This window comes from Nocardia sp. CDC519, assembly GCF_059509835.1.
Window position 1 is genome coordinate 1,404,892 of sequence record NZ_CM183377.1, and the last position, 20,465, is coordinate 1,425,356.

The 20,465-nt window shown below is 68.9% G+C and carries 13 protein-coding genes and 1 pseudogene; 4 read left to right on the forward strand and 10 right to left on the reverse strand.

All coding sequences use genetic code 11. The annotated features are described in order from the left end of the window. Positions 1-25: 25 nt before the first annotated feature. Positions 26-841: an aminotransferase class IV family protein gene (locus AC5W7N_RS06290; protein WP_195020232.1), complete on the reverse strand. Its 816-nt coding sequence runs from the start codon at positions 839-841 to the stop codon at positions 26-28. A gap of 118 nt (positions 842-959) precedes the next feature. On the opposite strand from AC5W7N_RS06290, the gene AC5W7N_RS06295 reads away from it, so the two are divergent. Next, positions 960-1,490, forward strand: a complete 531-nt coding sequence (locus AC5W7N_RS06295) for a YdcF family protein (RefSeq protein ID WP_195020231.1) — start codon at positions 960-962, stop codon at positions 1,488-1,490. A gap of 54 nt (positions 1,491-1,544) precedes the next feature. On the opposite strand, the gene AC5W7N_RS06300 is transcribed toward AC5W7N_RS06295, so the two are convergent. Further along, positions 1,545-2,693 carry an acyl-CoA dehydrogenase family protein gene (locus AC5W7N_RS06300; RefSeq protein ID WP_195020230.1) on the reverse strand — a complete coding sequence of 383 codons (1,149 nt, stop codon included), beginning with the start codon at positions 2,691-2,693 and terminating at the stop codon, positions 1,545-1,547. Continuing rightward, positions 2,693-3,922 carry an acyl-CoA dehydrogenase family protein gene (locus AC5W7N_RS06305; protein WP_195020229.1) on the reverse strand — a complete coding sequence of 410 codons (1,230 nt, stop codon included), beginning with the start codon at positions 3,920-3,922 and terminating at the stop codon, positions 2,693-2,695. Before AC5W7N_RS06305 ends, AC5W7N_RS06300 begins: the two co-directional genes overlap by 1 nt. A gap of 227 nt (positions 3,923-4,149) precedes the next feature. On the opposite strand from AC5W7N_RS06305, the gene AC5W7N_RS06310 reads away from it, so the two are divergent. Together AC5W7N_RS06310 and AC5W7N_RS06315 are read left to right on the forward strand one after the other, a co-directional pair. Further along, on the forward strand, positions 4,150-4,569 hold the full coding sequence (locus AC5W7N_RS06310; RefSeq protein WP_194990529.1) for a hypothetical protein: 420 nt from the start codon (positions 4,150-4,152) through the stop codon (positions 4,567-4,569). Beyond that, complete coding sequence (locus tag AC5W7N_RS06315; RefSeq protein WP_195020227.1) at positions 4,566-4,925, forward strand: hypothetical protein; 360 nt, start codon at positions 4,566-4,568, stop codon at positions 4,923-4,925. The genes AC5W7N_RS06310 and AC5W7N_RS06315 overlap by 4 nt, the downstream gene beginning before the upstream one ends. 108 nt (positions 4,926-5,033) lie before the next feature. Here the strand turns inward: AC5W7N_RS06315 and AC5W7N_RS06320 are convergent, their stop codons facing one another. Beyond that, positions 5,034-8,336 carry a (Fe-S)-binding protein gene (locus tag AC5W7N_RS06320; RefSeq protein ID WP_195020226.1) on the reverse strand — a complete coding sequence of 1,101 codons (3,303 nt, stop codon included), beginning with the start codon at positions 8,334-8,336 and terminating at the stop codon, positions 5,034-5,036. A 460-nt stretch (positions 8,337-8,796) separates the two neighbouring features. Between AC5W7N_RS06320 and AC5W7N_RS06325 the strand changes: the two genes are divergently transcribed. Further along, on the forward strand, positions 8,797-9,540 hold the full coding sequence (locus AC5W7N_RS06325; RefSeq protein ID WP_194990532.1) for a DUF8020 domain-containing protein: 744 nt from the start codon (positions 8,797-8,799) through the stop codon (positions 9,538-9,540). Between the two features lie 416 nt (positions 9,541-9,956). On the opposite strand, the gene AC5W7N_RS06330 is transcribed toward AC5W7N_RS06325, so the two are convergent. From AC5W7N_RS06330 to AC5W7N_RS06355, 6 genes and pseudogenes are all read right to left on the reverse strand, one after another. Further along, positions 9,957-11,231: a S1 family peptidase gene (locus AC5W7N_RS06330; RefSeq protein ID WP_163816056.1), complete on the reverse strand. Its 1,275-nt coding sequence runs from the start codon at positions 11,229-11,231 to the stop codon at positions 9,957-9,959. A gap of 374 nt (positions 11,232-11,605) precedes the next feature. Then, positions 11,606-12,952 carry a S1 family peptidase gene (locus AC5W7N_RS06335; RefSeq protein WP_163816133.1) on the reverse strand — a complete coding sequence of 449 codons (1,347 nt, stop codon included), beginning with the start codon at positions 12,950-12,952 and terminating at the stop codon, positions 11,606-11,608. Positions 12,953-13,121: 169 nt separating this feature from the next. After that, positions 13,122-14,306, reverse strand: coding sequence for a hypothetical protein (locus tag AC5W7N_RS06340; protein ID WP_495923402.1), 1,185 nt, complete (start codon positions 14,304-14,306; stop codon positions 13,122-13,124). A 2-nt stretch (positions 14,307-14,308) separates the two neighbouring features. Continuing rightward, positions 14,309-14,566 (reverse strand): annotated as a pseudogene (locus AC5W7N_RS06345) (helix-turn-helix domain-containing protein); the annotation flags it as partial. Between the two features lie 1,423 nt (positions 14,567-15,989). Further along, positions 15,990-18,479, reverse strand: coding sequence for a LuxR C-terminal-related transcriptional regulator (locus AC5W7N_RS06350; protein ID WP_495923403.1), 2,490 nt, complete (start codon positions 18,477-18,479; stop codon positions 15,990-15,992). Continuing rightward, positions 18,472-20,280, reverse strand: coding sequence for an Hsp70 family protein (locus AC5W7N_RS06355; protein ID WP_195020222.1), 1,809 nt, complete (start codon positions 20,278-20,280; stop codon positions 18,472-18,474). The genes AC5W7N_RS06350 and AC5W7N_RS06355 overlap by 8 nt, the downstream gene beginning before the upstream one ends. Between the last annotated feature and the right edge of the window lie 185 nt (positions 20,281-20,465).

The window sequence follows — 20,465 nt, forward strand, 5'->3', positions numbered from 1 at the left end:
GCCGCCTTGCCAGGGCGATATCCCGTCAGTCCGCCAGGGAAGTCGGTGGTTCCGATGCGTGTGCCGTGTGCAGTACGCCGACCAGCTCCGAGGAACCGCTCAGCCTGGTCTCGCCGATCCGGTCCACCGCTATCGCGGGTGTCCACGAATTGAGCACCACCGCGCCGCCGAAGCCGGGCAGGTCGGTCGGGCGGATCGCCTGCGTCCGCTGCGGTATCCCGGCCGCGTGCAGCCGGCGGCGCACGATGCCCATCATGGTGCCGGTGAGCACCGCCGCCTCCGGCCAGACGACCGTTTCCCCATCCCAGAACGCCAGATTCCAGATCGAGGCTTCGGACAAGCGGCCCTGCCGGTCGACGAAGGCGGCGTCGTCGAACCCCGCCGCCCGAGCGCGGCGCAGGTAGTAGGTCTTGGCGCCCTCACCGACATGCTTGATCTCTGGCATGAACCGTTCGTGTTCGTAGATCGCGAGCGAGAGGGGGCCGCGCGGTCCGTTCGCGGGCGCCGCGGTCCGGATGAGCGTGTGCAGCGACGGTTCGGCGGAGGTGCCGGTGAATTCCCCGGTGGAGTCGAACACCGTGAGCACCAGCGACAGATCGGGCGGTGAGCCGGCGACCGCGGTCCGCAGATCGGCGAGGACCCGTTCGGGTGCGAGGTCGGCGCCGAACAGCGTCCGCGAGGCTCCGGCCAATCGGTCCAGGTGCAGGTCCAGCCCGCGCACGGCGCTGTCGCGTATCTGCATCGCGGTGAAATGCGCGAAGCCGGCGAAGGCGTGGGATACCAGTGTGTCCGGATCGGCGGGCTGCCCGTCGATCAATGCCAGTGCGGGAAATGTCCTCATGCGGCGACGGTAAGCCTTGATACCGGTGTCAAGGTCAAGCCCGAACGGGGAGAGCGCGCCCGCCCGCTCGGCGCGGCCATGCATCACCGCTGGTGGACGGCGTGGATAGGATCGGCCGATGCGACGGATCGGCGGGACTGTGCTCGTCGTCTGCGCGGTGCTCGCGATCGTCACGGCGGCACTGTGGCCGGTATATGTGCGGCCACAGACCGAGGGCCCCGCGCCTGCCGACGCGATTCTGATTCTCGGTGGCGCCCACGACGGACGTGAGGAATTGGGGTTGACCCTCGCCCGGGACGGTTATGCGCCGCGGGTGCTGGTATCCAATCCCTACGAACACAGCGCGTTGGTGAACCGGATCTGCCACGGCGGTTACAGCTTCGAGGTGGAATGCTTCGACCCCGACCCGCGCACGACTCGCGGCGAGGGCCGCTACCTGGCGCGCCGTGCGCGCGAGGAGGGCTGGACGCGCGTGATCGTGGTGACGTTCACGCCGCATATCTCCCGCGCGCGCTACATTCTCGGCAAATGCTGGTCCGGGGAACTACTTTTCGTGGATCCGGAGCCGCGGCTTTCGGTGGCGCGCTGGGCTTACGACTATCTCTATCAGTCCGCCGGTTACGTCAAGGCGGCGTTCGAGAACTGCTAGATGCGCAGTCGAACGCCGCGCTGCCCGGCGGCGGATTCCGGGCAGCGCGGGCTCTCACGGTCTGGTCAGACGCGCGTAGCGGTTCAGATGATAGGCGCTGGAACCGAATTCGTTCTCGATCGCGGTGAGCCGCTTGAAATAGTGCCCGATGGCCAGTTCCTCGGTCATGCCCATCGCGCCGTGCAATTGCACCGACTGCTGACCGATGAAACGTGCGGCCCGGGCAATGGTCACCTTCGCCGCCGAAATGGCGCGCGCCCGCTCCGACGGTGAGCCCGACAGCGCGAAGGCAGCCAAATAGGCGGCGGCCGTGGCCTGTTCGAGTTCCATGTACATATCCACCATGCGGTGCTGCAATACCTGGAACTGGCCGATCGGCTGGCCGAACTGCTGCCGCTGTTTGCTGTATTCCACCGTGTCGGCGACGACCTTGCGCATCAGCCCGACCGATTCGGCGGCCACCGCGGCGATCGCTTCCTCCAGGGTCGCCTCGATGATCGCGGTCGCTTCGCCCTCGGCGCCGAGCAAGGCCGTGGCAGGCAGGCGGAAGCCGGTGAAGGTGAGGTCGGCGGCCTGCCGGTCGTCGATCGTGCGATAGCTGTGCACCTCGAGTCCCGTGGACGGTGCCGACGCGTCGAATTCGGTCAGGAACAGCGAAACACCGTCACGATCGCGCCGGTCTCCGCCGGTGCGGGCGCTGACGATCAGATGCGTCGCCAGCGGGGCGCTGGTGACCACGATCTTGGAACCGTCGAGCACCCATTCGTCGCCGTCCCTGCGGGCGGTGAACGAGATATCGTGCGCGGATTCCCCTGCCGACGGCTCGAGCGCCGCGAACGCGGTGCGGGCACTACCGGCGACGATGTCCCGCAGCACCGCGTCGGCCCGTTCACCGCCCGCTCGCGACAGCAATCCGCCACCGACCACGACGGTGTCGACGAACGGCTCGACCACCAGGGCATGCCCCAATTCCTCGGCGATGACCATCAATTCGGTGGGACCGCCGCCCATACCGTCGACCCGCTCGGCCAGGGTGGCGCCGAGAATGCCGAGCTCTTCGGCGAATCCGCGCCAGATCTCGGGCTGCCAGCCGGCCACGGATTTGGCCGCGCTGCGACTTTTCTCCAGCTCGTACCGCGCGGTCAGGAACCCCGCGACGGAATCGCGCAGCAACTGCTGTTCATCGGTGAGTGAGAAGTCCATCAGAGCCCCAATGCTGCCTTGGCGAGAATGTTCCGCTGAATTTCGTTGCTGCCCGCGTAGATCGAACCCGCGCGGTCGTTGAAATAACGCAGCGGCGCGACGGCCTGCCACTGCGGTCCGCTGTGATAACCATCGGCCGGTGGCGTGAATTCGGCAATCGGGCCACCGGGTTTGGTGGCATGCGGCTGGTAGGCCCGTCCGCGCGGTCCGGCTGCCAGCAACGCCAGTTCGGTGAGCTGCTGGCTCAGTTCGGTGGCGAGGATCTTCAGCATAGACGAGGCCGGTCCGGGGTCGCGGCCCTGCGACAGCGCCGAGATCGTCCGGTATTCGAGGATTTCCAGCACATCGGCGCGGATGCGGGCATCGGCCAGTCGCGCGGCGAATCCGGCATCGTCGATCAGTGGTTTCCCGTCCGGACCGGGCTGCTCGGCCGCCGCCTCCGCCAGATCCTTGGCCATGACCTGTAGCGCGGGCGCGGCCGCGCCGCCGCGTTCGTGCACGAGCACGTACTTGGCCACTGACCAGCCCTCATCGACGCGGCCGAGCACATTGCTCTTCGGCACCCGCACATTGTCGAAGAAGACCTGATTCTGCACCTGCTCGCCCGAGGTCATCACCAGTGGCCTGACCTCGATGCCCGGCGAGGTCATATCGATCAGCAGGAAGGTGATGCCCTGCTGCTTCTTGCCGGTGCGCGAGGTGCGGACCAGGCAGAAGATCCAGTTCGCCTCGGTGGCGTGGGTGGTCCAGATCTTGCTGCCGTTGCAGATGAAGTCCTCGCCGTCCTCGACCGCGCTCATGGTCAGCGATGCGAGATCGGATCCGGCCTCGGGTTCGGAGTAGCCCTGGCAGAAGAACACCTCGCCGGTGAGGATGCCGTTGAGGAAGAACTGCTTCTGCTCGGGGGTGCCGAAGGCGATGATGCCCGGCGCCACCATCCGGATGCCCATCGGCGACAGCGGCGGCGCACCGGCCAGTGCCAGTTCCCGGTTGAAGATGTAGTGCTGGGTGAGGGTCCAGTCGCAGCCGCCGTACTCCACCGGCCAGGTGGGCGCGGCCCAGCCGCGCTCGTGCAGAATCTGCTGCCACCGCATGCTGGCCTCATGGTCGGGATAAACGCTCGTTGCCAACCGCCCCGCCGCCCGAAGCTCCGGCGTCAACTTCTCCCGCAGGAACTCCCGCACCTCGTCCCGAAAGGCCGAATCGGCCTCCGACCAGTCGAAATCCATCCATACTCCCGAGGGCTGTGCATAGTCGCCGCAGCGCCCGCGTTCCGGGCACCCATGAGAGAAGTTATCCGCAATTCTCGCATGGAGTCAAACTGAAGGCATATGCCATCAAGTTTTGCTCGGCGCGGCCACCCCAACCGTGGCCTAGATATCAGAAGTAGTTCTGACATACTGAGGGTATGGGTACATCTGCGACATGGTCGGAGTTCCTACGGGACCCGAACCGGGTGATCGAGGCGATGGAGAAGAACGGTGACGTGACACTCGTTCGCCGATCCGCGCCGCCCGTGCGACTCAGCGATGCCGCGGAGTCCGATGCCAACCAGCAGACTCTGAGCGCGCTGACCCAATTGCTGGCGATTGCTCTCGACGATGAGCTGCTCGGCAAGGTGGTCGATCGGCTGACCATCGCATTTCCGTGGATCGAATTGCTGCCCGAAGATCAGCGGCCGGCTTTTGTCGCCGACTTCCTCAACAATGCGCGCGGCGGTCTCGCCGTCGGTCGGCTGGCCCGGCTGACCACTGTCCTCGCCGCGTGGCGCGACACTGCGGAGGCATACGCTGATCCTCGGATTCACGTGGACGGCTCCGATCTTCACTACCTTGATGAGCCTGTGCCGGTGCCGAATCCCGGGGCCGACGAGTGAGCAAGGAGCGGGGCGTCCCGCGACCGCTGAAGCGAGCCGAGTACGAGATCATCTTTATCACCAGTGAGGCGCAAAAAGGCTGGACCGACTGCCTGGCCGCGGCTCGTAATGCCATGGTCGACGCATGGGATGTGCTAACCCGAGAGCCGGAACGAATCTCGGCGAGGTTGTACACGCTCAAAGGCGGATTCCGGTACGGCACACATCAGGGGCGGACCTACGAGCGATACCAATACAAGTTCAGCGACGGCGGCAGGCTCTGGTACTTCGTCGAACACGCGCCGAAGGGCAGCAAGACCGCAGGGCGTGTCCTCTTGGAGCGTTGCATGCCCGGCCATCCGAAGGAGACCGAGTAGGGTCCGGCAATCCCTCTGGCCCTGCGGATTTCGCGGGCCGCTGACATGATTCGACCCGGGCCGCCGTGCGGGACCCGGGTCGAATCATGGTTGTTCGGATGTGGTGGTTCAGCTCTTGCGGCCAGGAGCCTTCGCACCGGACTTGAATCCGAGACCACCCGGCTTGGCGGTGGGCAGCGGGGCATCCGATGCGCCGTTGCCGTTCGCCGGCGTCTCCGCCTCGGTGGATTCCGATGCGGCGGTGGCCGGAGCCGATTCCGCGGCAGCCGATGCGGATTCCGCCGGAGCCGAACCCGATTCGGACGAAGCCGGAGTCTGCTCGGTCGAAGCCGAGTCGGCCGGAGCCGGGCTCGCGGCCGGAGTCTTGGCGCCGGGCGCCTTCGGTCCCGGGCGCTTGAACCCGGACTTCATGGCAAGACCCTTCGCCGCCACGGTCGGCATGGATTCGGCAGGCGCCGAAGCGGATTCGGTCGCGGCCTGCGCCGGAGCCGAGTCAGCCGAGGCCGGGGCCGATTCCGTCGCAGCCTCTTCGGCCGGAGCCGATTCCACCGGAGCGGCCGCGGGAGCCTTGGCGCCGGGCGCCTTCGGTCCGGGGCGTTTGAACCCGGACTTCATGGCGAGACCCTTGGCGGCGACCGTCGGCTTGGTCTCGGTGGGAGCCGATGCCGTCTCGGTGCCCGCCTCCGGTCCCTCGGCAGCCGGAGCCGCGGCTTCGGCCGGAGCCGCGGCCTTCGCACCCGGAGCCTTGGCCGCGCCCTTCATCGCGAGCCCCTTGCCGCCGGGCGCCTTGGCCGCGCCCTTCATGCCCAGACCCTTGACCGGCGGAGCGGCCGGAGTCTCGGCAGCGGCCTCGGCCGGAGCCTCGGCCTTGGCGCCGGGCGCCTTCGCCGCGCCCTTCATGGCCAGGCCCTTGCCGCCGGGTGCCTTCGCGGCGCCCTTCATGCCCAGACCCTTGGCCGGGGCCGGAGCCGCGGCCTCCGTCTCGGCGGCCGGAGCGGCAGCCTTCGCACCGGGTGCCTTGGCCGCGCCCTTCATGCCGAGACCCTTACCGGGAGCCTTGGCCGGGCCCTTCATGGCCAGGCCACCACCGGTCGGAGCGGCCTTCGCCGCAGCCGGAGCGGCCTCGGCGACCGGCTCGGGCTCGGGCTCGGGCTCGGGTTCCGGCTCGGGTTCGGCCTTCGGTTCCTGGATGACGGTCAGGTTCTCGGTCAACTTGGTCGGCTCGACCCGCTCGATCGCGTCCAGCATCAGCTGGGCTACGTCGACGACCTCGACACCTTCACCCTTGCCGTCTTCCTGGCGCGCGGTCACACCGTCGGTGAGCATGACGCGGCAGAACGGGCAACCGGTGGCGATCTTGGCCGGGTTGGTGGTCAGCGCCTCGTCCACGCGGTCGATATTGATGCGCTTGCCGAGCTGCTCTTCCATCCACATGCGGGCACCACCGGCGCCACAGCACATGGACCGTTCGCCGTGGCGCGGCATCTCGACCAGATTCGAGCCCGAGGCCTCCATCAGCTCACGCGGAGCGTTGTAGACCTTGTTGTGCCGGCCCAGGTAGCAGGGGTCGTGGTAGGTGACGTTCTGCGACACCGACGCCACCGGCACCAGCTGCTTCTGCCGCACCAGCCGGTTGAGCAGCTGGGTGTGGTGCACCACCTCGTAGGTACCACCCACCTGCGGGTACTCGTTGTTGAGCGCGTTGAAGCAGTGCGCACAGGTGACGACGATCTTCTTCTTTTTCTGCTCGACACCCTCGAACACCGAGTCCAGCAGTTCGATGTTCTGCTGCGCCAGCTGCTGGAACAGGAACTCGTTACCCGCGCGGCGCGCCGAGTCACCGGTGCAGGTCTCTTCCTGACCCAGCACCATGAACTTCACGCCAGCGGTGGCCAGCAGCTCGGCCACGGCCTTGGTGGTCTTCTTGGCGCGGTCTTCGTAGGCACCGGCGCAACCGACCCAGAACAGGTATTCGTAGCCGTCGAAGCTGTCGGCGTCCTTACCGAAGACCGGGATGTCGAAGTCCAGCTCGTTGATCCAGTTGAGCCGATCCTTGGCGTTCTGGCCCCACGGGTTGCCCTTGTTCTCCAGGTTCTTGAACAGACCCGCGAGCTCGGACGGGAACTCCGACTCGATCAGCACCTGGTAGCGGCGCATATCGATGATGTGGTCGACGTGCTCGATATCGACCGGGCACTGCTCGACGCACGCACCACAGGTGGTGCAGGACCACAGCACCTCGGGATCGATGATGCCGCTGACGTCCTCGCCGCCGACCAGCGGACGCTCGGCCTCCGCGCGCGCGGCCTCGGAGATCTTGGCCAGCTTGGCCTCGTCCGGCTTGCCCTCGGCGTCGACCAGGCCCACCTCGTCGCCGCCCATGTCCTTGCGGCCACCGGCCAGCAGGTACGGCGCCTTCGCGTAACCGTGGTCGCGCAGCGACATGATCAGCAGCTTCGGCGAGAGCGGCTTACCGGTGTTCCAGGCCGGGCACTGCGACTGGCAGCGACCACATTCGGTGCAGGTGGTGAAGTCCAGCCAGCCCTTCCAGGAGAAGTCCTCGATCCGGCCGGCACCGAGGGTGTCGGTATCGGGGTCGACGTTCTCCATGTCCAGGGCCTTGCCGTTGGACATCATCGGCTTGGCGGTGCCGAGGGCCACGCCGCCGTCGTCTTCACGCTTGAAGTAGATGTTCGGGAACGCCGAGAAGCGGTGCCAGGCAACACCCCACGTGATGTTGCGGCCGACCACGAACAGCCAGACCATGCCGGACATCAGCTTGATGAAAGCGAAGATCGAGATCAGCGTGACGTTGGCGGGGATCACCTTGGCCAGCTGTCCCGTGACCGGGTCGGTCCAGCTGGAATGGCCGTGCAGCGACAGCACGCCCGCCTTGACCAGCACCATGCCGATGCCCTCGCTGAGCACGACCCACTCGACGAAGTAGGCAGGGCCGAACTTCGACCCGCTGAAACGGGAGAGTCGCGCGGGCAGGCGCGGGTGATTGAGCTGGCGGATGACCATCAGCGTCACGATGCCGACCACCGTGCCGACGCCGAGGATCTCATCGCCCAGGTGGAACCACCAGGTTTCCCCGATGAACGGCCAGGACCAGGTGGGCTTGAAGGTCTGCCCGTAGGCCATGAACCAGAACTGCGCACCCGCGAGGAAGCCGATCATGACCAGCCAGTGCGCCCAGCCGACGGTGCGGAATTTGTTCATGCGCGTGTGCGCGATGAACTCCACCAGCATCTGCTTGAAGCGCGGGAAGAACGGCCGCCACCGATCGGGAGCGGACTGACCGATCATGATCGTCCGCACCATTGTTCCGGCGCCGCCAAAGAACGACACCCAACAGAGAAGGCTGAGCGCCGCTCCAAGGGTGCCCAGCGTCACGGTCAGGGCATTCATGTCGCGACCTTTCTTTAGAGGCAACACGAGCTGTCGAGGCTGTGCGCCTCGGGATGGCTCGTATCCTAACTGCCAGTAAGTTACCCGCCGGTAACTTGTGGTGTCCAGCGTAGGATCTGCGATCGGGTGGTGCCCCATCTTCCTGGGGGTTGACCGCGGATTTTGCTGTGATCAAGCTCACACAAGACAGGTCCGCCTTTATGCGACTCGAGCTGTTCAACACCGTAAAGGGCATGCACAACCCCGCATGAGATAAGGACAGGCTTACCCGTTTGCGGTCGTTCCTATACGTAATGAATCTCGCATCTGGACTTTCGTTCGACTAGGCTCACGGCGTTCTGTTCTGTGTGCCTGTGTTCACAATGCTCGGAGGGGATTTCGGAGTTGCCGGCCGAAATGATTGAGCTCGCACGTGGGCGTCATCGGTGCACGGACAACCTGATGATGGATTGGAAACTGAATGAAACTCCGCAAGACCACCGCGATTGCCGCGATGGTGACCGGCGCGATGGCCATGGGGTTCGGCACGGCTCACGCTGAACCGGCGGCCGAGGCGGCGCAGCCCATCAGCTATTCCGTCAAGCTGGTCGACAAGACCGTCGTCACCACCTTGAAGAACGGCACCTTCGAGCTGGCCAAGTCCTCGAAGGACGTCAAGGAAGACGACGTCTACCTGATCAAGGACGACAAGGGCGCGACGGTGGTCTCGCTGCCGATCGCCTTCAACGTCGCCGACGTCGAGGTTCCGGTGAAGCCCGTGGTCAAGGAAGAGGGCAAGGTCCTCGAGCTGACTCCGGACAAGGCCGCTGTTCCTGCCGACAAGCTGGCCGACAAGAAGGTCAATGCGGTGAACCTCGGCCTCAAGCCGGTGGCCTCGCCCATCGAGAACCAGCGCGCTCAGAACGAGTTCGCCAGCCAGTTCGGCATCGCCACCGCGGTGGGCGGCTTTCTCGGCACCGCGATCGGTGTGGTCGCCGGCGGTCTGATCGGCACGGCAGTCGGTCTCGTCGAGTGCCTCACCATCGTCGGCTGCATCGCGGCGATCCCGACTATCGTCGCGTTCGCCGGTATCGGCGGCATCCTCGGGACGATCGCTGTCGGCGGTCCTGCCCTGGCGATCGCCGGTATGGACCTGATCAACACCCTGAACGCGCCTGCCGGCACCACCAAGTGGTCCGACGAGAACATGAAGGGCGGCAAGTAATTGCCTTAGAGGCAGTTCGCGCCGCGAGCGACCGGCCCGTCCCGAAAGGGGCGGGCCGGTTTGCGTTTTCGGCCCTGTCCGGTGGGCCGGCTGTCCCGAAATACGCGCCTTGTGGGGTGCCGCGCTCGATGTGCAACGCCCTCGGGCCGGTCAACGGATGTTCCGGCGCCCACATTGGGGGTCCGCCGCCACTCGGGCCCCGTTGAGCATCCGAAAATCCTGGGGGTAACCCAGGGTTCATCCCTCGTTGGTTCGCGCCCCTGCGGGCCGATCAGGCGGTAATGAGTCATAGGCCGACATGAGCGGCGTCAGTGGGTACGAGCGCGCGGCGCCAACGGGACTGAGTGCCCGTACAACGAAAGAGGCCGGCAGCACGTATGCTGCCGGCCTCTCGACGTCTCTGCCGAGCGTAGAACCTAGTTGGTGCGGATCCGCAGGCCCGGGTTGTCCGAGAGCACCACGCTGACGGGCTGCGCGAACAGCTGCGGGGTGTTGCCGGTGAGGGCGCCGATCAGGTTGGGGATCTCGCAGACCGGGAAGTCGGCCACCGAGGAGGCGCTCGAAATACCGAGGGCCAGACGGCCGGTCACGATCGGGCCGCCGCTGTCGCCGGGCAGGGCGCAGATATTGGCCGAGAAGCTCTGGGTGAGCTGGCGGTCGCCGACCTGCACGGTCTGATCGACGGCGTTGACCACACCGCAGCTGAAGCCGGTACGGGAACCGGACTTGCAGACCGGGGCGCCGACGACGGGCGTCGCGACACCGTCGACCAGGATCGGAGCGGCGCCGGGCACACGAACAGCGTTGTTGGCGAAGCGATCCCGGGCCTGATCGGCGATGCGGACGATGGAGTAGTCCTGGTTGCCGAGCACGGACTTGCTGAAGGTGCCGAGCTTGCCACCGAGCTTGTCGCCGGGCAGCAGCTCGTGCACGGCGGCGGCGTTACCGCCGCCGGCGCTGGCGATGTCGGGGTTGCAGTGGCCCGCGGTGACGTTGACGGTGGCACCGTCCCGGTCGACGCCGTTGAAGCCGAACGAGCAGCGCAGCGAGGTGCGCCCGGCGACCGAGGCGTAGCCGTCGCCACCGGCCAGCGAAGCGCCGGTGACCTCGGCGATCGGATCGGCCGACGGCAGCGCCTCACCGGCGACCGGCGGGGCCATCACGATGACGCGGGCCGGGTCGACGAAGCTCGGCATCGGCAGGCCGGGCTTGTCCACCCGCACCGCGATGCTGTTGTTGACGGTGTCGATGACGACGCCGCGCACCAGCGAGGCCACCGGCTCCGGCTGTTCGTCGAGCCAGCGTTCGAACGCGCTCTTCTCACCACGCAGCGCGGACTGGCTCTTGGCCACGTTGCGCACCTCGAATCCGGCGGATTCGGCGGCCGCGCGAGCCTCGTCGATGCCGGAGCCCGGCGCGAGGGCGACGACGGCCTTGCCCGCGTCGTCGAGCCACGCACCGCCGAACACCTGCGGGAACTGCCGCTGCGCGGTGGCCGCGAACGCGGCGACCTGCTGGGCGAGGTCGGCGCGGCGCAGGTATTCGTCGGCCGAGATCTTCAGATCGCGGGAGACCGCGGTGATGAGCTCGGCGGGCAGCCCGGGTTCGGTGTCGGGCTGGGCTGACGCGACCGCTGCGGTGGGGCCGAACAGCAGGATCGCGGCCGAGGCGGCGATCGCGGCTTTTCGCATCCCAGTCCGTTGCGGAGCTGTCCGGGGCGACCGGAAATGACCTATGCGTGGCAGGAGCATGACCAGACTATATGGGCTCCAGCCTCCGATGCCTACTTGTTCGGCCGACCGGTTTGCTCGAATCCGGACAGATCAGGCGGGGTACGGGGCCGGATACGGCGCCGAGTTGTAGGTCGCCACTGATCTTGTGCCGATGACCTTGTCGGGCGCCACGAAAACCGCCGACCGCCACGAGTACAGAGTCGCCGCGCCCGCGATACCGCACCGTCGGCGCTACCCGAGCCGGCAGCCCGGCGAAAACGCGGACCGGGCCGCCCGCACGCCGACATTCAGCGCTCGGACGGCCCGGGACCGTGTTCGTAAAGCCTTGCGGCTCAGCCCGCGTTCGGGCGGGTGCGCACGGTGATCCCGCTGCCGACCCCACCACCGGCGGAGGCGTTGATGTCGGCCAGGATCGGCCGGATCGGGATGCCGAGGGTCGCGGTGCCGCCGTACTGGGCCAGCGCGATATTGGCTTCGTCGCAGCTGGGCGCCTCGGCGGCGTTGGAGCCGCTGGTGATGCCGAGGGCAAGGGTGCCCGAGACGATCGCGCCGCCGCTGTCGCCGCCGAGGGTGCAGGCGGTGCTGGCGAAGCCGCGCACGGTCTTGGACTCACCGTCGGCGGTGAACAGCTGCGTCTCCACCCGATCGGCCACCACGAAGCCGCAGGTGAAGGTGGACGACTGGCCCGACTTGCAGACCGGGGCGCCGATCACCGGGTCGGCGATGCCGGTGACGGTGAGGGTGGTGCCGTTGGCGCCGCGCACCGACGGCTGGTCCATGCCTGCCCGCACCGCGCGGTCGTTCAGCTTGATGACCGAGTAATCCAGGCCGCTCTGACCACCGAGGTTGGCCCGCACGAAGGTGCCGAGCTCCGGGCTGGCCGGAATGTCACGCACGTTGGGCATGTAGACCCCGGCCTGCTGATCGCCCTTGCCCAGATTCGGATTACAGTGTCCGGCACTGATATTGAGCGCGTTACCAGCGGCGTCGACGCTGTTGAAGCCGAACGAGCAGACATCGACCCCGCGCAGCGCGGTGTCCTTCAGCGAGCCGGGGGCGCTGATGTAGGTGTCGCCGCCCATCGGTCGACGCTCGACCGGGCCGCCACCACCCGGCGAGAGGATGACCTTGACGTTGGCGATCAGCGTCGGCAGGTTCAGCATGTGGCCCACCGGAGTGTTGGCGACGCTGAGCACGAGCTGGCTGTTGAGGAAGTCGATGGCCACCGAGTTGATCGCGCTCGACAGCTCGTTCGGCAGCGTGCCGATCCACTGATTCAGCTGGGTCAGCGAGGTTTCCAGGTTGTCCGCCGAGACCGGGGCCAGGCGGGTCTGGTAGCCGTCGGCCGCCGCGATCTTGGCGGCGTCCGGCGAGGTGACGGCGACGACCGGCTTGCCGTCGGTGCCGATCCAGGCGCCGGCGAACGCGTCCGGGCGTTCGGCGCGGAATTCGCGGGCGTAGCTGCTCAGCTGCTGGGCCCGTGCCGAACGGTCGAGATACTCGGTCGGGGTCATCTTCAGGTCGCGCGAGATGGCCTGGACCAGCTCGGCCGGTAGCTCACCGGGTTTCAGCTGCGGGGCCTCGGCCACGGCGGGGCTGGTGCCGAACATGGGGGCGAGGAGAACGGTCGAGGCGATGGCAGCTTTGACCGCGGCGCGACGCGCCACCGACTTGCGCATGAAGTCCCTTCGTCGGCACAGATGTGCCAGGTAATCCGTGGCCACGGGCAGAATCCGTTGGCGCACAGCCTACGTGGAGCTATGAACCGGTGGTGCGCGGGATACCGCTGTGACCGGTCAGCGGATCACTTTATGCCACACATCACACCCGTCGCCACTTGGTCGGCGATTATCGGCGGGTGCCGGGGATTTCCAGCGCGGGCGGCAGCGGCAGCTGCGGCATCGGCTGGAACGGACGGGTGGTGGTCGTCGTCCGGCTCGGGCTGGTCGACGAACTGCCGGTACTGATGGGCGGCTCCGAGGTGGGCGGGGGCGGCGGTTCGCTCGGCGGCGGCTCGGGCGCGGGCTCCGGTTCGGTCGTCGGCGCCGCCGTCACCGGCGGCTCCTCGGTGACCGGCGGGGCCACGGTGGTCGGTGGCGGTGCGACCGGAAGCGGGCCGGGCGGCGGTACGGGCGGGGTGGGGCTCGCCGTCACCTGTTCGGATTTGGCATCGGGAATCGGCGGAATGGGGGTGCTGTCGTCCTCGCGGAAGAGCACCGCGACGCCGATGCCGCCGAGGATCAGACCCACGAGCGCCGCCACCGCGATCAGCACGGGCGTGCGGCTGTTGGCGGCCGGTTTCTCGGCTGTCGCGGCCGGTTCGGCGGGTGTGGCCTCGGGGGCGACCGCGGCCATCTCGGTCGCCATCTCGGTGGCGGGCGGCTCGGCGATCGGGATCGCGGCCGAATACGCCTGCGCCGTCGGCTCCGGAGCCGGGACCGCGGGAATCACGTCGGTGTCGAGAGTCGAGTTCTCGGCCGTCGCCGGATCCGGCGGGGTGTTGCCCGCGGGCGTGGCCAGCACCGCGGTCAGTGCCGTGGCGGCCGCACCGTAGGCGTACACCCGGGCCGGGGTGTCGGCGCCCGCGTCGGCGGGCAGTTCGCTCGCCGTGGGCAGTTCGGCCTCGCTGACCAGCACCACCGAACGCAGCCCCAGGTAGTCGAGAGCATCGCGCAGGGCGGTGACCTGCTGCTGCGGCCAGTCGCCCGGATGGGTGGCGTAGAACTCCGCGGCGCCGTTCAAATGGTCGGCGGTGAGATTGATCAGGCAGAACAGGGCAGTGGCCACCAGGTCTTCGGCCCGGTAGGCGGGTCCGTCGTCGACCGAGATCCCGGCCGGATCGCCGACGGCTTCGGCGAATCCGGTGATGGTGTGGGTGTGCCCGGCCGGCGCGGTGCCGCCGAGTTCGGCGTCGCCCTCGTCGGACATGTGCAGTACCGGCTCACGGACGATGTACTCCGGCTCGCCGTCGTTGGTCACGATCGCCGCGGTGCACTCCTCGGCGGCGATACGCAGGCCCACCCCAGTGGCCATCCTCATGTCCTCGCTTCGGCGTCCTGCTCGATCCGGATCGTTCCGCGCGACGGCCACACCAATAGCGGACCGTGTCCCATTGCGCTGAGCATCGACAATAACTCTGCTCGGGACCCGGCACCGATCCGGCGCCGTATCCGGGACACATGGTGCTCGACGGTTTTGGCGGAGATGTAGAGCCTCGACCCGATCTCGCGGTAGGTGAGGCCGAGCAGCAGCAGCTCGGCGACCTGCTGCTCGCGGTCGGTCAACGGGGTGGGCGGCGTGGGGTTCGGCTGCGGCGGCGGCTCGGTGGGGACGGTCGTGTGCATGTGGTGGCCGGCCAGCGCCCGGCGATCGACGATCGCGCCGGGATCGGCGCCACTCGCCACGGCCGCCGAGTAGAGGCGCACCGCATCGACGCCGCCGGCGCGATCGGCGGCCGAGACGAGGAAGTCGGCCAATCGCGGATCGCGTACCCCGGAGTCGGCGAACAGCATCGCGGTGTCCGGGCGCAGCAGGCCCGCGTCGAGCCGAGTGATGAGCAGGCGCCGCTGTACCGTCACGAATCGCTGGACGCCGAGCTGGGCGCGCAGCGGATCGACGGCCGCCGCGAGCAGCAGATCGGCGTCGGTCACCAGGGCGGTCGCCCTGGCCCGGTCGACGAGATCCTGGGCGGAGGCGAAATCGATATCGAACACCTCGGCCAGCTCACTCGCATCGAGTCCGGTGCCCGCGCTCGCGACGGCCAGGGTGTCGAGCAGCTCCGGTGCGAGACCCGCGAGCAGGTTCGTGGCCCAGCCGGCGACGGCGAGGTCCACCGCGCCGACCGCGGCCTCGCGGCGGGCCGCGCAGGCAGCGCGCAGGGCGGCGACGATGCCGGCCCGAATCCCGCCGGTACGGGCATGGATGTATTCGGCGAGCGGGCGCGGCACGAGCAGCCCGAGTTCCCGCGCGAACGACATCAGCTCCGGCAGGCCGAGCGTGCGCAGTTCGATCACCCGGCCGGGCCCGGCCAGTGTTTCGGTGAGGGCGCGCAGGTCGGGGTCGTGCGGGCGTGGCTGCGCCGCGACGACGACGGTGTGGCGGCGGGCGCCGATCACCGCGCTCAACATCTGCATGTCATCGGTGGTGAGCAGGTGGATGTCATCGATGAGCACGGCGCGCCGGGCCGCGGCCTCGTGCTCGGTGTCGGCGAGCAGACGTTTCGGCAAGGTCGCCAGATCGTCGAACACCTTGACGTTGTGCGAGGTCAGCAGGTCGCGGGCGGCGCCGAGCAGCGCGGATTTCCCGGTGCCTGCGCGGCCACGGACCAGGTAGACCGGTGGTGGGCCGTCGCGGCGGTTCAGTTCGCGCAACATCGCCTGCGCGAACGGCATGGACTCGAATCGGTGGCCGGGCCCTGGGTCGGCGGCCCCACGGCGCTCGGCCGACCTGAACCCGGCCGGCGGCTGTGTGCGGGTGACGGCGGTGTCATCGATCGCGCCGGACCGCGCGGCGGTAAGGGCGGCTACGTTCGCCGCCGGTGGATCGGTGTCCGGTGGTGAACCGTTGCGTCTCGGTCGATTCGTGTTGTTCGCGATCTCGGCTGTCATCTGAACCCCCGTTCGAGCCTAGGCGTAGTGCGCACGGCGTTCGAGTGTTTGCGTCCTCCCATCGACGATTTCGATCTCGGCATCGCCGCTGTTAACGGCCCGCCGGGCGTCAGACCAGCAGCGATCCGTATCCCATCGCGCGCAGCATGGCCAGCAGCTCCGAGCGCGAACCAGCGCCGAGGCGCCTGCGGATCCTGGCGACGTGATGTTCGACGGTCTTGGCCGAGATGTAGAGCCGGGCGCCGATCTCCCGATAGGTCAGGCCGAGCAGCACCAATTCGGCGACCTCGCTCTCCCGGTCGCTGAGCAGCCCGTCGTCGCCGGTGTCGGCGCTGGTGGCGGCACGTCGTGGCGGGGTGATCGGGGCGAGCGCCGACGGACGGGCATCGGCGCGCACGGTGCGCGCCAACTTGAGCAGCGAGGTGGCGGTGGCCGAATCGGGCGCGGCCAGCGCGGCGTCTCCGGCCAAGCGGGCGGCGTCCCAGCTCAGACCGATCGCACCGAGCGCGGCCACCGCGGCCTCCACCCGGTCGGCGCGCACCTCGCCGCGCAGCACCAGCACCCAGGTGCGGCCTGCGTCGGCGAGGGCGCCCGCGTGCCGGTCGCCCGACTCGGCGGCGGCCTTGAGCGCATGAGCGTGCGGCAGCAGTTCGTCCGGGCGCTCGCGAGCGATGGCGGCCTGCACGCCGTACCAGTGGAACAGGTTGGCCCAGGCCGGCGGATGGCCGAGCCGGTCGAGCAGTGTGTTGGCGCCCTCGACGAGCGCGGTCATCCGGTGTTCGTCGTCGCAGCGGATGCTCGCCAGCCACAGCTCGCCGATCGGGAGCAGCGTGAGCAGATCCGCCTCCACCTCGTCCAGCAGCGGTTGGGCCGCCTGCCAGGCCTGAGTCAGCGCGGCCTGATCACCGCTGCGCCGGGCCAGACCGACCGTTGCGGCGTGGCCGAGCAGCGCGTCGCGGACGTCGAGGCGATCCCAGTCGACGGCGGCGAGGGCGGTGGTGGCGCCGGTTTCGTCACCGCAGGCCAGGGCCGTCCAGGCCGAGAGCACCGGCAACTGGGCGCCGCTCGCGTTCGCCCGGCGCAGCGTCTGGGCGGCGCGGGCCGGATCCCCGGTGCTCAGGCAGAGCAGGGTCGCGGCCGCGGTGGGAGTGCACGGCGCGAAGCGGGTGGTGGTGGAGTGGGTGGCGCGCACCAGGGTGGCGATCGCGTTCGCGGTATCGCCCGGACGTCCGTGCAGGGAATGGCCGAGCGCCTCGGCGACGAGCCGGATGGGGGTGTTCGCTTCGGTCGGGGGCCAGCGGCTCGCGCCTGTCGCCATGGCCGCGGCCGTCTCGGCGTCACCGGAGAGGTAGAGGACCGCTGCGCCTTCGGCCCACTCGGCGCCCGCGCGCTCGGGACCGAGCCAGGCGTAGAGGCGCGCGGCGCGATCGGTCAGGCCGCGCCGAGTCAGGATGCAGGCGCAGAGGCGCACGGCGGCAGCGAGATTCGCGACGGGCGCGTCGTCGCGGGCGAGCAACGGTTCGGCCAGCCGCAGCGCGGTGTCGTAATCGCCGTCGTGGGCCGCGGCGTGGGCCCAGCGCACCGCAATGGCGTCGCGGTTCGCGCCGGCCTGCGCGGCCGCGGCGTAATAGCGGACGGCGTCGTTGCCGTTGTTCTCGGCTGCGGTGCAGAGGAATTCGGCCAGGCGCGCATCGCGTACGCCGGATTCGGCGAGCAAGACGGCGGTGTGATCGCGCAGTAGCCCGGCATCCAGGCGGGCCGTGAGCAGATCGCGCTGAATCGTCAGGAAGCGTCGTTCGCCGAGTAGCGCGCGCAGCGGCCGCACGGCAGGCGCGAGCAGCAGATCGGCGTCGGTGATGAGGGCGGTGGCCCTGGCGCGGTCGATCAGATCGCGGGCGGTGCCGGCATCGACGCCGAGGACCTCGGTGAGTTCGCCTGCGTCCAAACCGCTTCCGGTGGTGGCGACGGCCAGCGTGTCGAGCAGGGCCGGATCGATATCGGTGAGGACCGTCCTGGCCCAGCCGTCGACCGCGGCGTCGACGGCGTCGATGCCCGCATCGAGGCGGCCCTGACTGGCCGCCGCCAACGCCGCCACCACACCGCCGCGGATCCCGTCGGTCTGCTTGTGGATGTGCGCGGCCACGGCACGCGGCACCGACAGACCGAGTTCTCTGGCGAACGGGGCGATCTCGGCGACACCGAGTGGGCGCAGCTCGACGACTCGACCGCGCCGCAGGGCCGCGTCGAACAGGGCCCGCAGCCGCGGATCGTGATGGCGGGGGCGGCCCGCCGCGACGACGGTGCATGCGCCGGAATCGATGGCGGCGCGCAGCGATTCGAGCTCGGCGTGGTCGAGCACGTCGACGTTGTCGACCACCAGGGCCGCGCCGGCCGGGGCACCATCGTCACCCGGAGTGTCGAAGACCTTGACGCCCCGCTCGCGCAGTTTGGCGCGCACCGCCTCGAGCAGCGTCGACTTACCCGTGCCGGAACGTCCCCGGATCAGATGCACCACGGGCGCTTCGGAATCCAGTTCCCGGAACAGCTCCCGGGCGCAGGGCAGCGTATCGAAGGCCGCGGCCGGTACCGGTTCAGCCACCGGAACCGCCGAGTATCTCGCCCGGCGCGCGCAGCACGGTGCCCACGGTGCCGCCGACACCCTCGACGGTCTCACCGAGCGTGTCGGTCAGGCCGTCGGTGGGTAGCTTCGGCGTCTGCGCCGGCGGCTGCTGCGGTGCCGGTGCCGGTGGTTGCGGTGCCGGCCCGGGCGGAGGTGATTGCGGTCCAGGCGGCGGGGCTTGCGGCGCGGGCGCGGGGGCTTGGGGTGCGGGCTGTGGCGCTTGGCCCGGCCCGGGGGCAGCGGGCGATGGCGCCGAACCGGCCGGACCGGCGGGGGCACCCTCGCGTTGTGAGTTGACGACGGTGACCGCCCCCGGCGTCGAGGGGTTCGCTTGAGCGGCGCCATCTTTCGATGTCCCGGCATCGGCGACGGTGCCTGCGGTGCCGCCGGTGGCCGCCGATCCAGCTCCGGCGGTGGTCGGCCCACCGGCCGTCCCGGGCGTGCCTGCCGTCGACGACGAGGTGTGCTCAGGGGCGGCAGGGTGCTGGGTGCCCGTCCCGGCACCCGTGCTGACCGCGACGGTGCCGGTGGCGAGCAGCCCGATGGCGGCCGCGGCGGCCGCGACGATGGCGATCCGGCGCCGGCGAGTTCGGGCAGCTCCCGGCTTGCGGGTGTCGACCGGGAGGGGGAGCGGGGTCGGTGCCGACACGGGGCGTACCGACTCGGTGGCCGGCTCGTCTGACTCGTCGGGCAGGTGGCCGATCGCGGCGAACGATACGGTTTCGACTGCCGTGTCGGCGAGATCGGCCGCGAAGGCCGACGCGCCGAGAGCACTGGTGTGCGCCGGCTCGGCAGCCGAGACCACCGGAAGGCCGAACTCGGAGGAGATCAGTTCGGCGAGCAGCCCGATCGCACCACCACCGCCGGTCAGCAGAACCTGGTGGACGTCACCGATATCGATGCCGGCGCGATGCACCGCGTCACGGATCAGGTGCATGGAATCGCGCAGCGGAGCGCGGAGTAGATCTTCGAGTTCGTCGCGGACCAGCCGGACCGTGGCGCCGTCGGGGCCGGTCGTGACCACGGTCGCGGTATGTGTGGAAAGCTCTTCTTTCGCAATTCGGCAGCGTTCCCGGAGGGCCGACAATTCGCGTTCGACGGCGGGGTCGAAGGGGTCGGCATCAATTCCGGTGGGAGCGTTTGCCAGCACATAGCGCATGGTCAGCAGATCGAATTCGGCGCCGGCGATATCGGTCGAATGCGCCGGAGCGCCGAGCAACTCGATTCGATCACCCGTGCGCACCACCGAGACCGTCAGGCCGGTCGCGCCGAGATCGTAGACGAGTACGGCGCCGTCACCGGTGGTCCGGCCCGCGGCGCACGACCAGCGCACTGCCGCAACGGGTTCCGGTATCAACGCGACATCGGCCGCGCCCGCGTCGTCGAGTGCGGTGCGCAGCACGGACACGGTGTGCGCGGTCCAGTGCGCCGGATGGCAGGCGACCACCGTCGCGCCGGGGGCGGCCGACTCCTCGACGAGACGCGTGATTGCCGTCGCTACCAGGTCGGATGCGGTATGCGAGGTGCCGTCGTCGGCGAGCATGGGCACCGGGTCGCCGACTCGCGACACGAAACCGTCGATCCGCACACCGGGCGCGTGCCTGCCGCCGTCGATGGCCTCGGTGCCGAAGAGCGCGGGCGCGCCGGGAACTAGGCGGAGCACGGTCGGATGGGTCAGCACCGAGGCGCTGTCGATGCCGGGTTCGCCGTCCCGGCTTGCCAGTACGGCAACCGAATTCGCCGACCCGACGGTAATGCCGAGCGCCAGACGCTGTGTCATGCCGAAGATCCCCATTCGAACCGAGTGCCGCTGCCGATGCCGAGATTGTTTGATCAGGAAACGAATCGGGACGCTGCCCGACTCAACCCGCATGTCGGTTGCTGCGTGTCCGCTGTTACCGGCTCGGGGCGATACGGGGAATTTCCCCTAACCGATCGAATGCCCCTAATGGGTGCCGGGCCGCG

Excerpts from the sequence above, each read along its gene's own strand:
- AC5W7N_RS06290 (WP_195020232.1), bottom strand. The coding sequence starts at position 841 with ATGAGGACATTTCCCGCACTGGCATTGATCGACGGGCAGCCCGCCGAT.
- AC5W7N_RS06325 (WP_194990532.1), top strand. The coding sequence starts at position 8,797 with ATGAAACTCCGCAAGACCACCGCGATTGCCGCGATGGTGACCGGCGCG.
- AC5W7N_RS06340 (WP_495923402.1), bottom strand. The coding sequence starts at position 14,306 with ATGGCCACTGGGGTGGGCCTGCGTATCGCCGCCGAGGAGTGCACCGCG.
- AC5W7N_RS06335 (WP_163816133.1), bottom strand. The coding sequence starts at position 12,952 with ATGCGCAAGTCGGTGGCGCGTCGCGCCGCGGTCAAAGCTGCCATCGCC.
- AC5W7N_RS06305 (WP_195020229.1), bottom strand. The coding sequence starts at position 3,922 with ATGGATTTCGACTGGTCGGAGGCCGATTCGGCCTTTCGGGACGAGGTG.
- AC5W7N_RS06300 (WP_195020230.1), bottom strand. The coding sequence starts at position 2,693 with ATGGACTTCTCACTCACCGATGAACAGCAGTTGCTGCGCGATTCCGTC.
- AC5W7N_RS06355 (WP_195020222.1), bottom strand. The coding sequence starts at position 20,280 with ATGACACAGCGTCTGGCGCTCGGCATTACCGTCGGGTCGGCGAATTCG.
- AC5W7N_RS06295 (WP_195020231.1), top strand. The coding sequence starts at position 960 with ATGCGACGGATCGGCGGGACTGTGCTCGTCGTCTGCGCGGTGCTCGCG.
- AC5W7N_RS06330 (WP_163816056.1), bottom strand. The coding sequence starts at position 11,231 with ATGCGAAAAGCCGCGATCGCCGCCTCGGCCGCGATCCTGCTGTTCGGC.
- AC5W7N_RS06320 (WP_195020226.1), bottom strand. The coding sequence starts at position 8,336 with ATGAATGCCCTGACCGTGACGCTGGGCACCCTTGGAGCGGCGCTCAGC.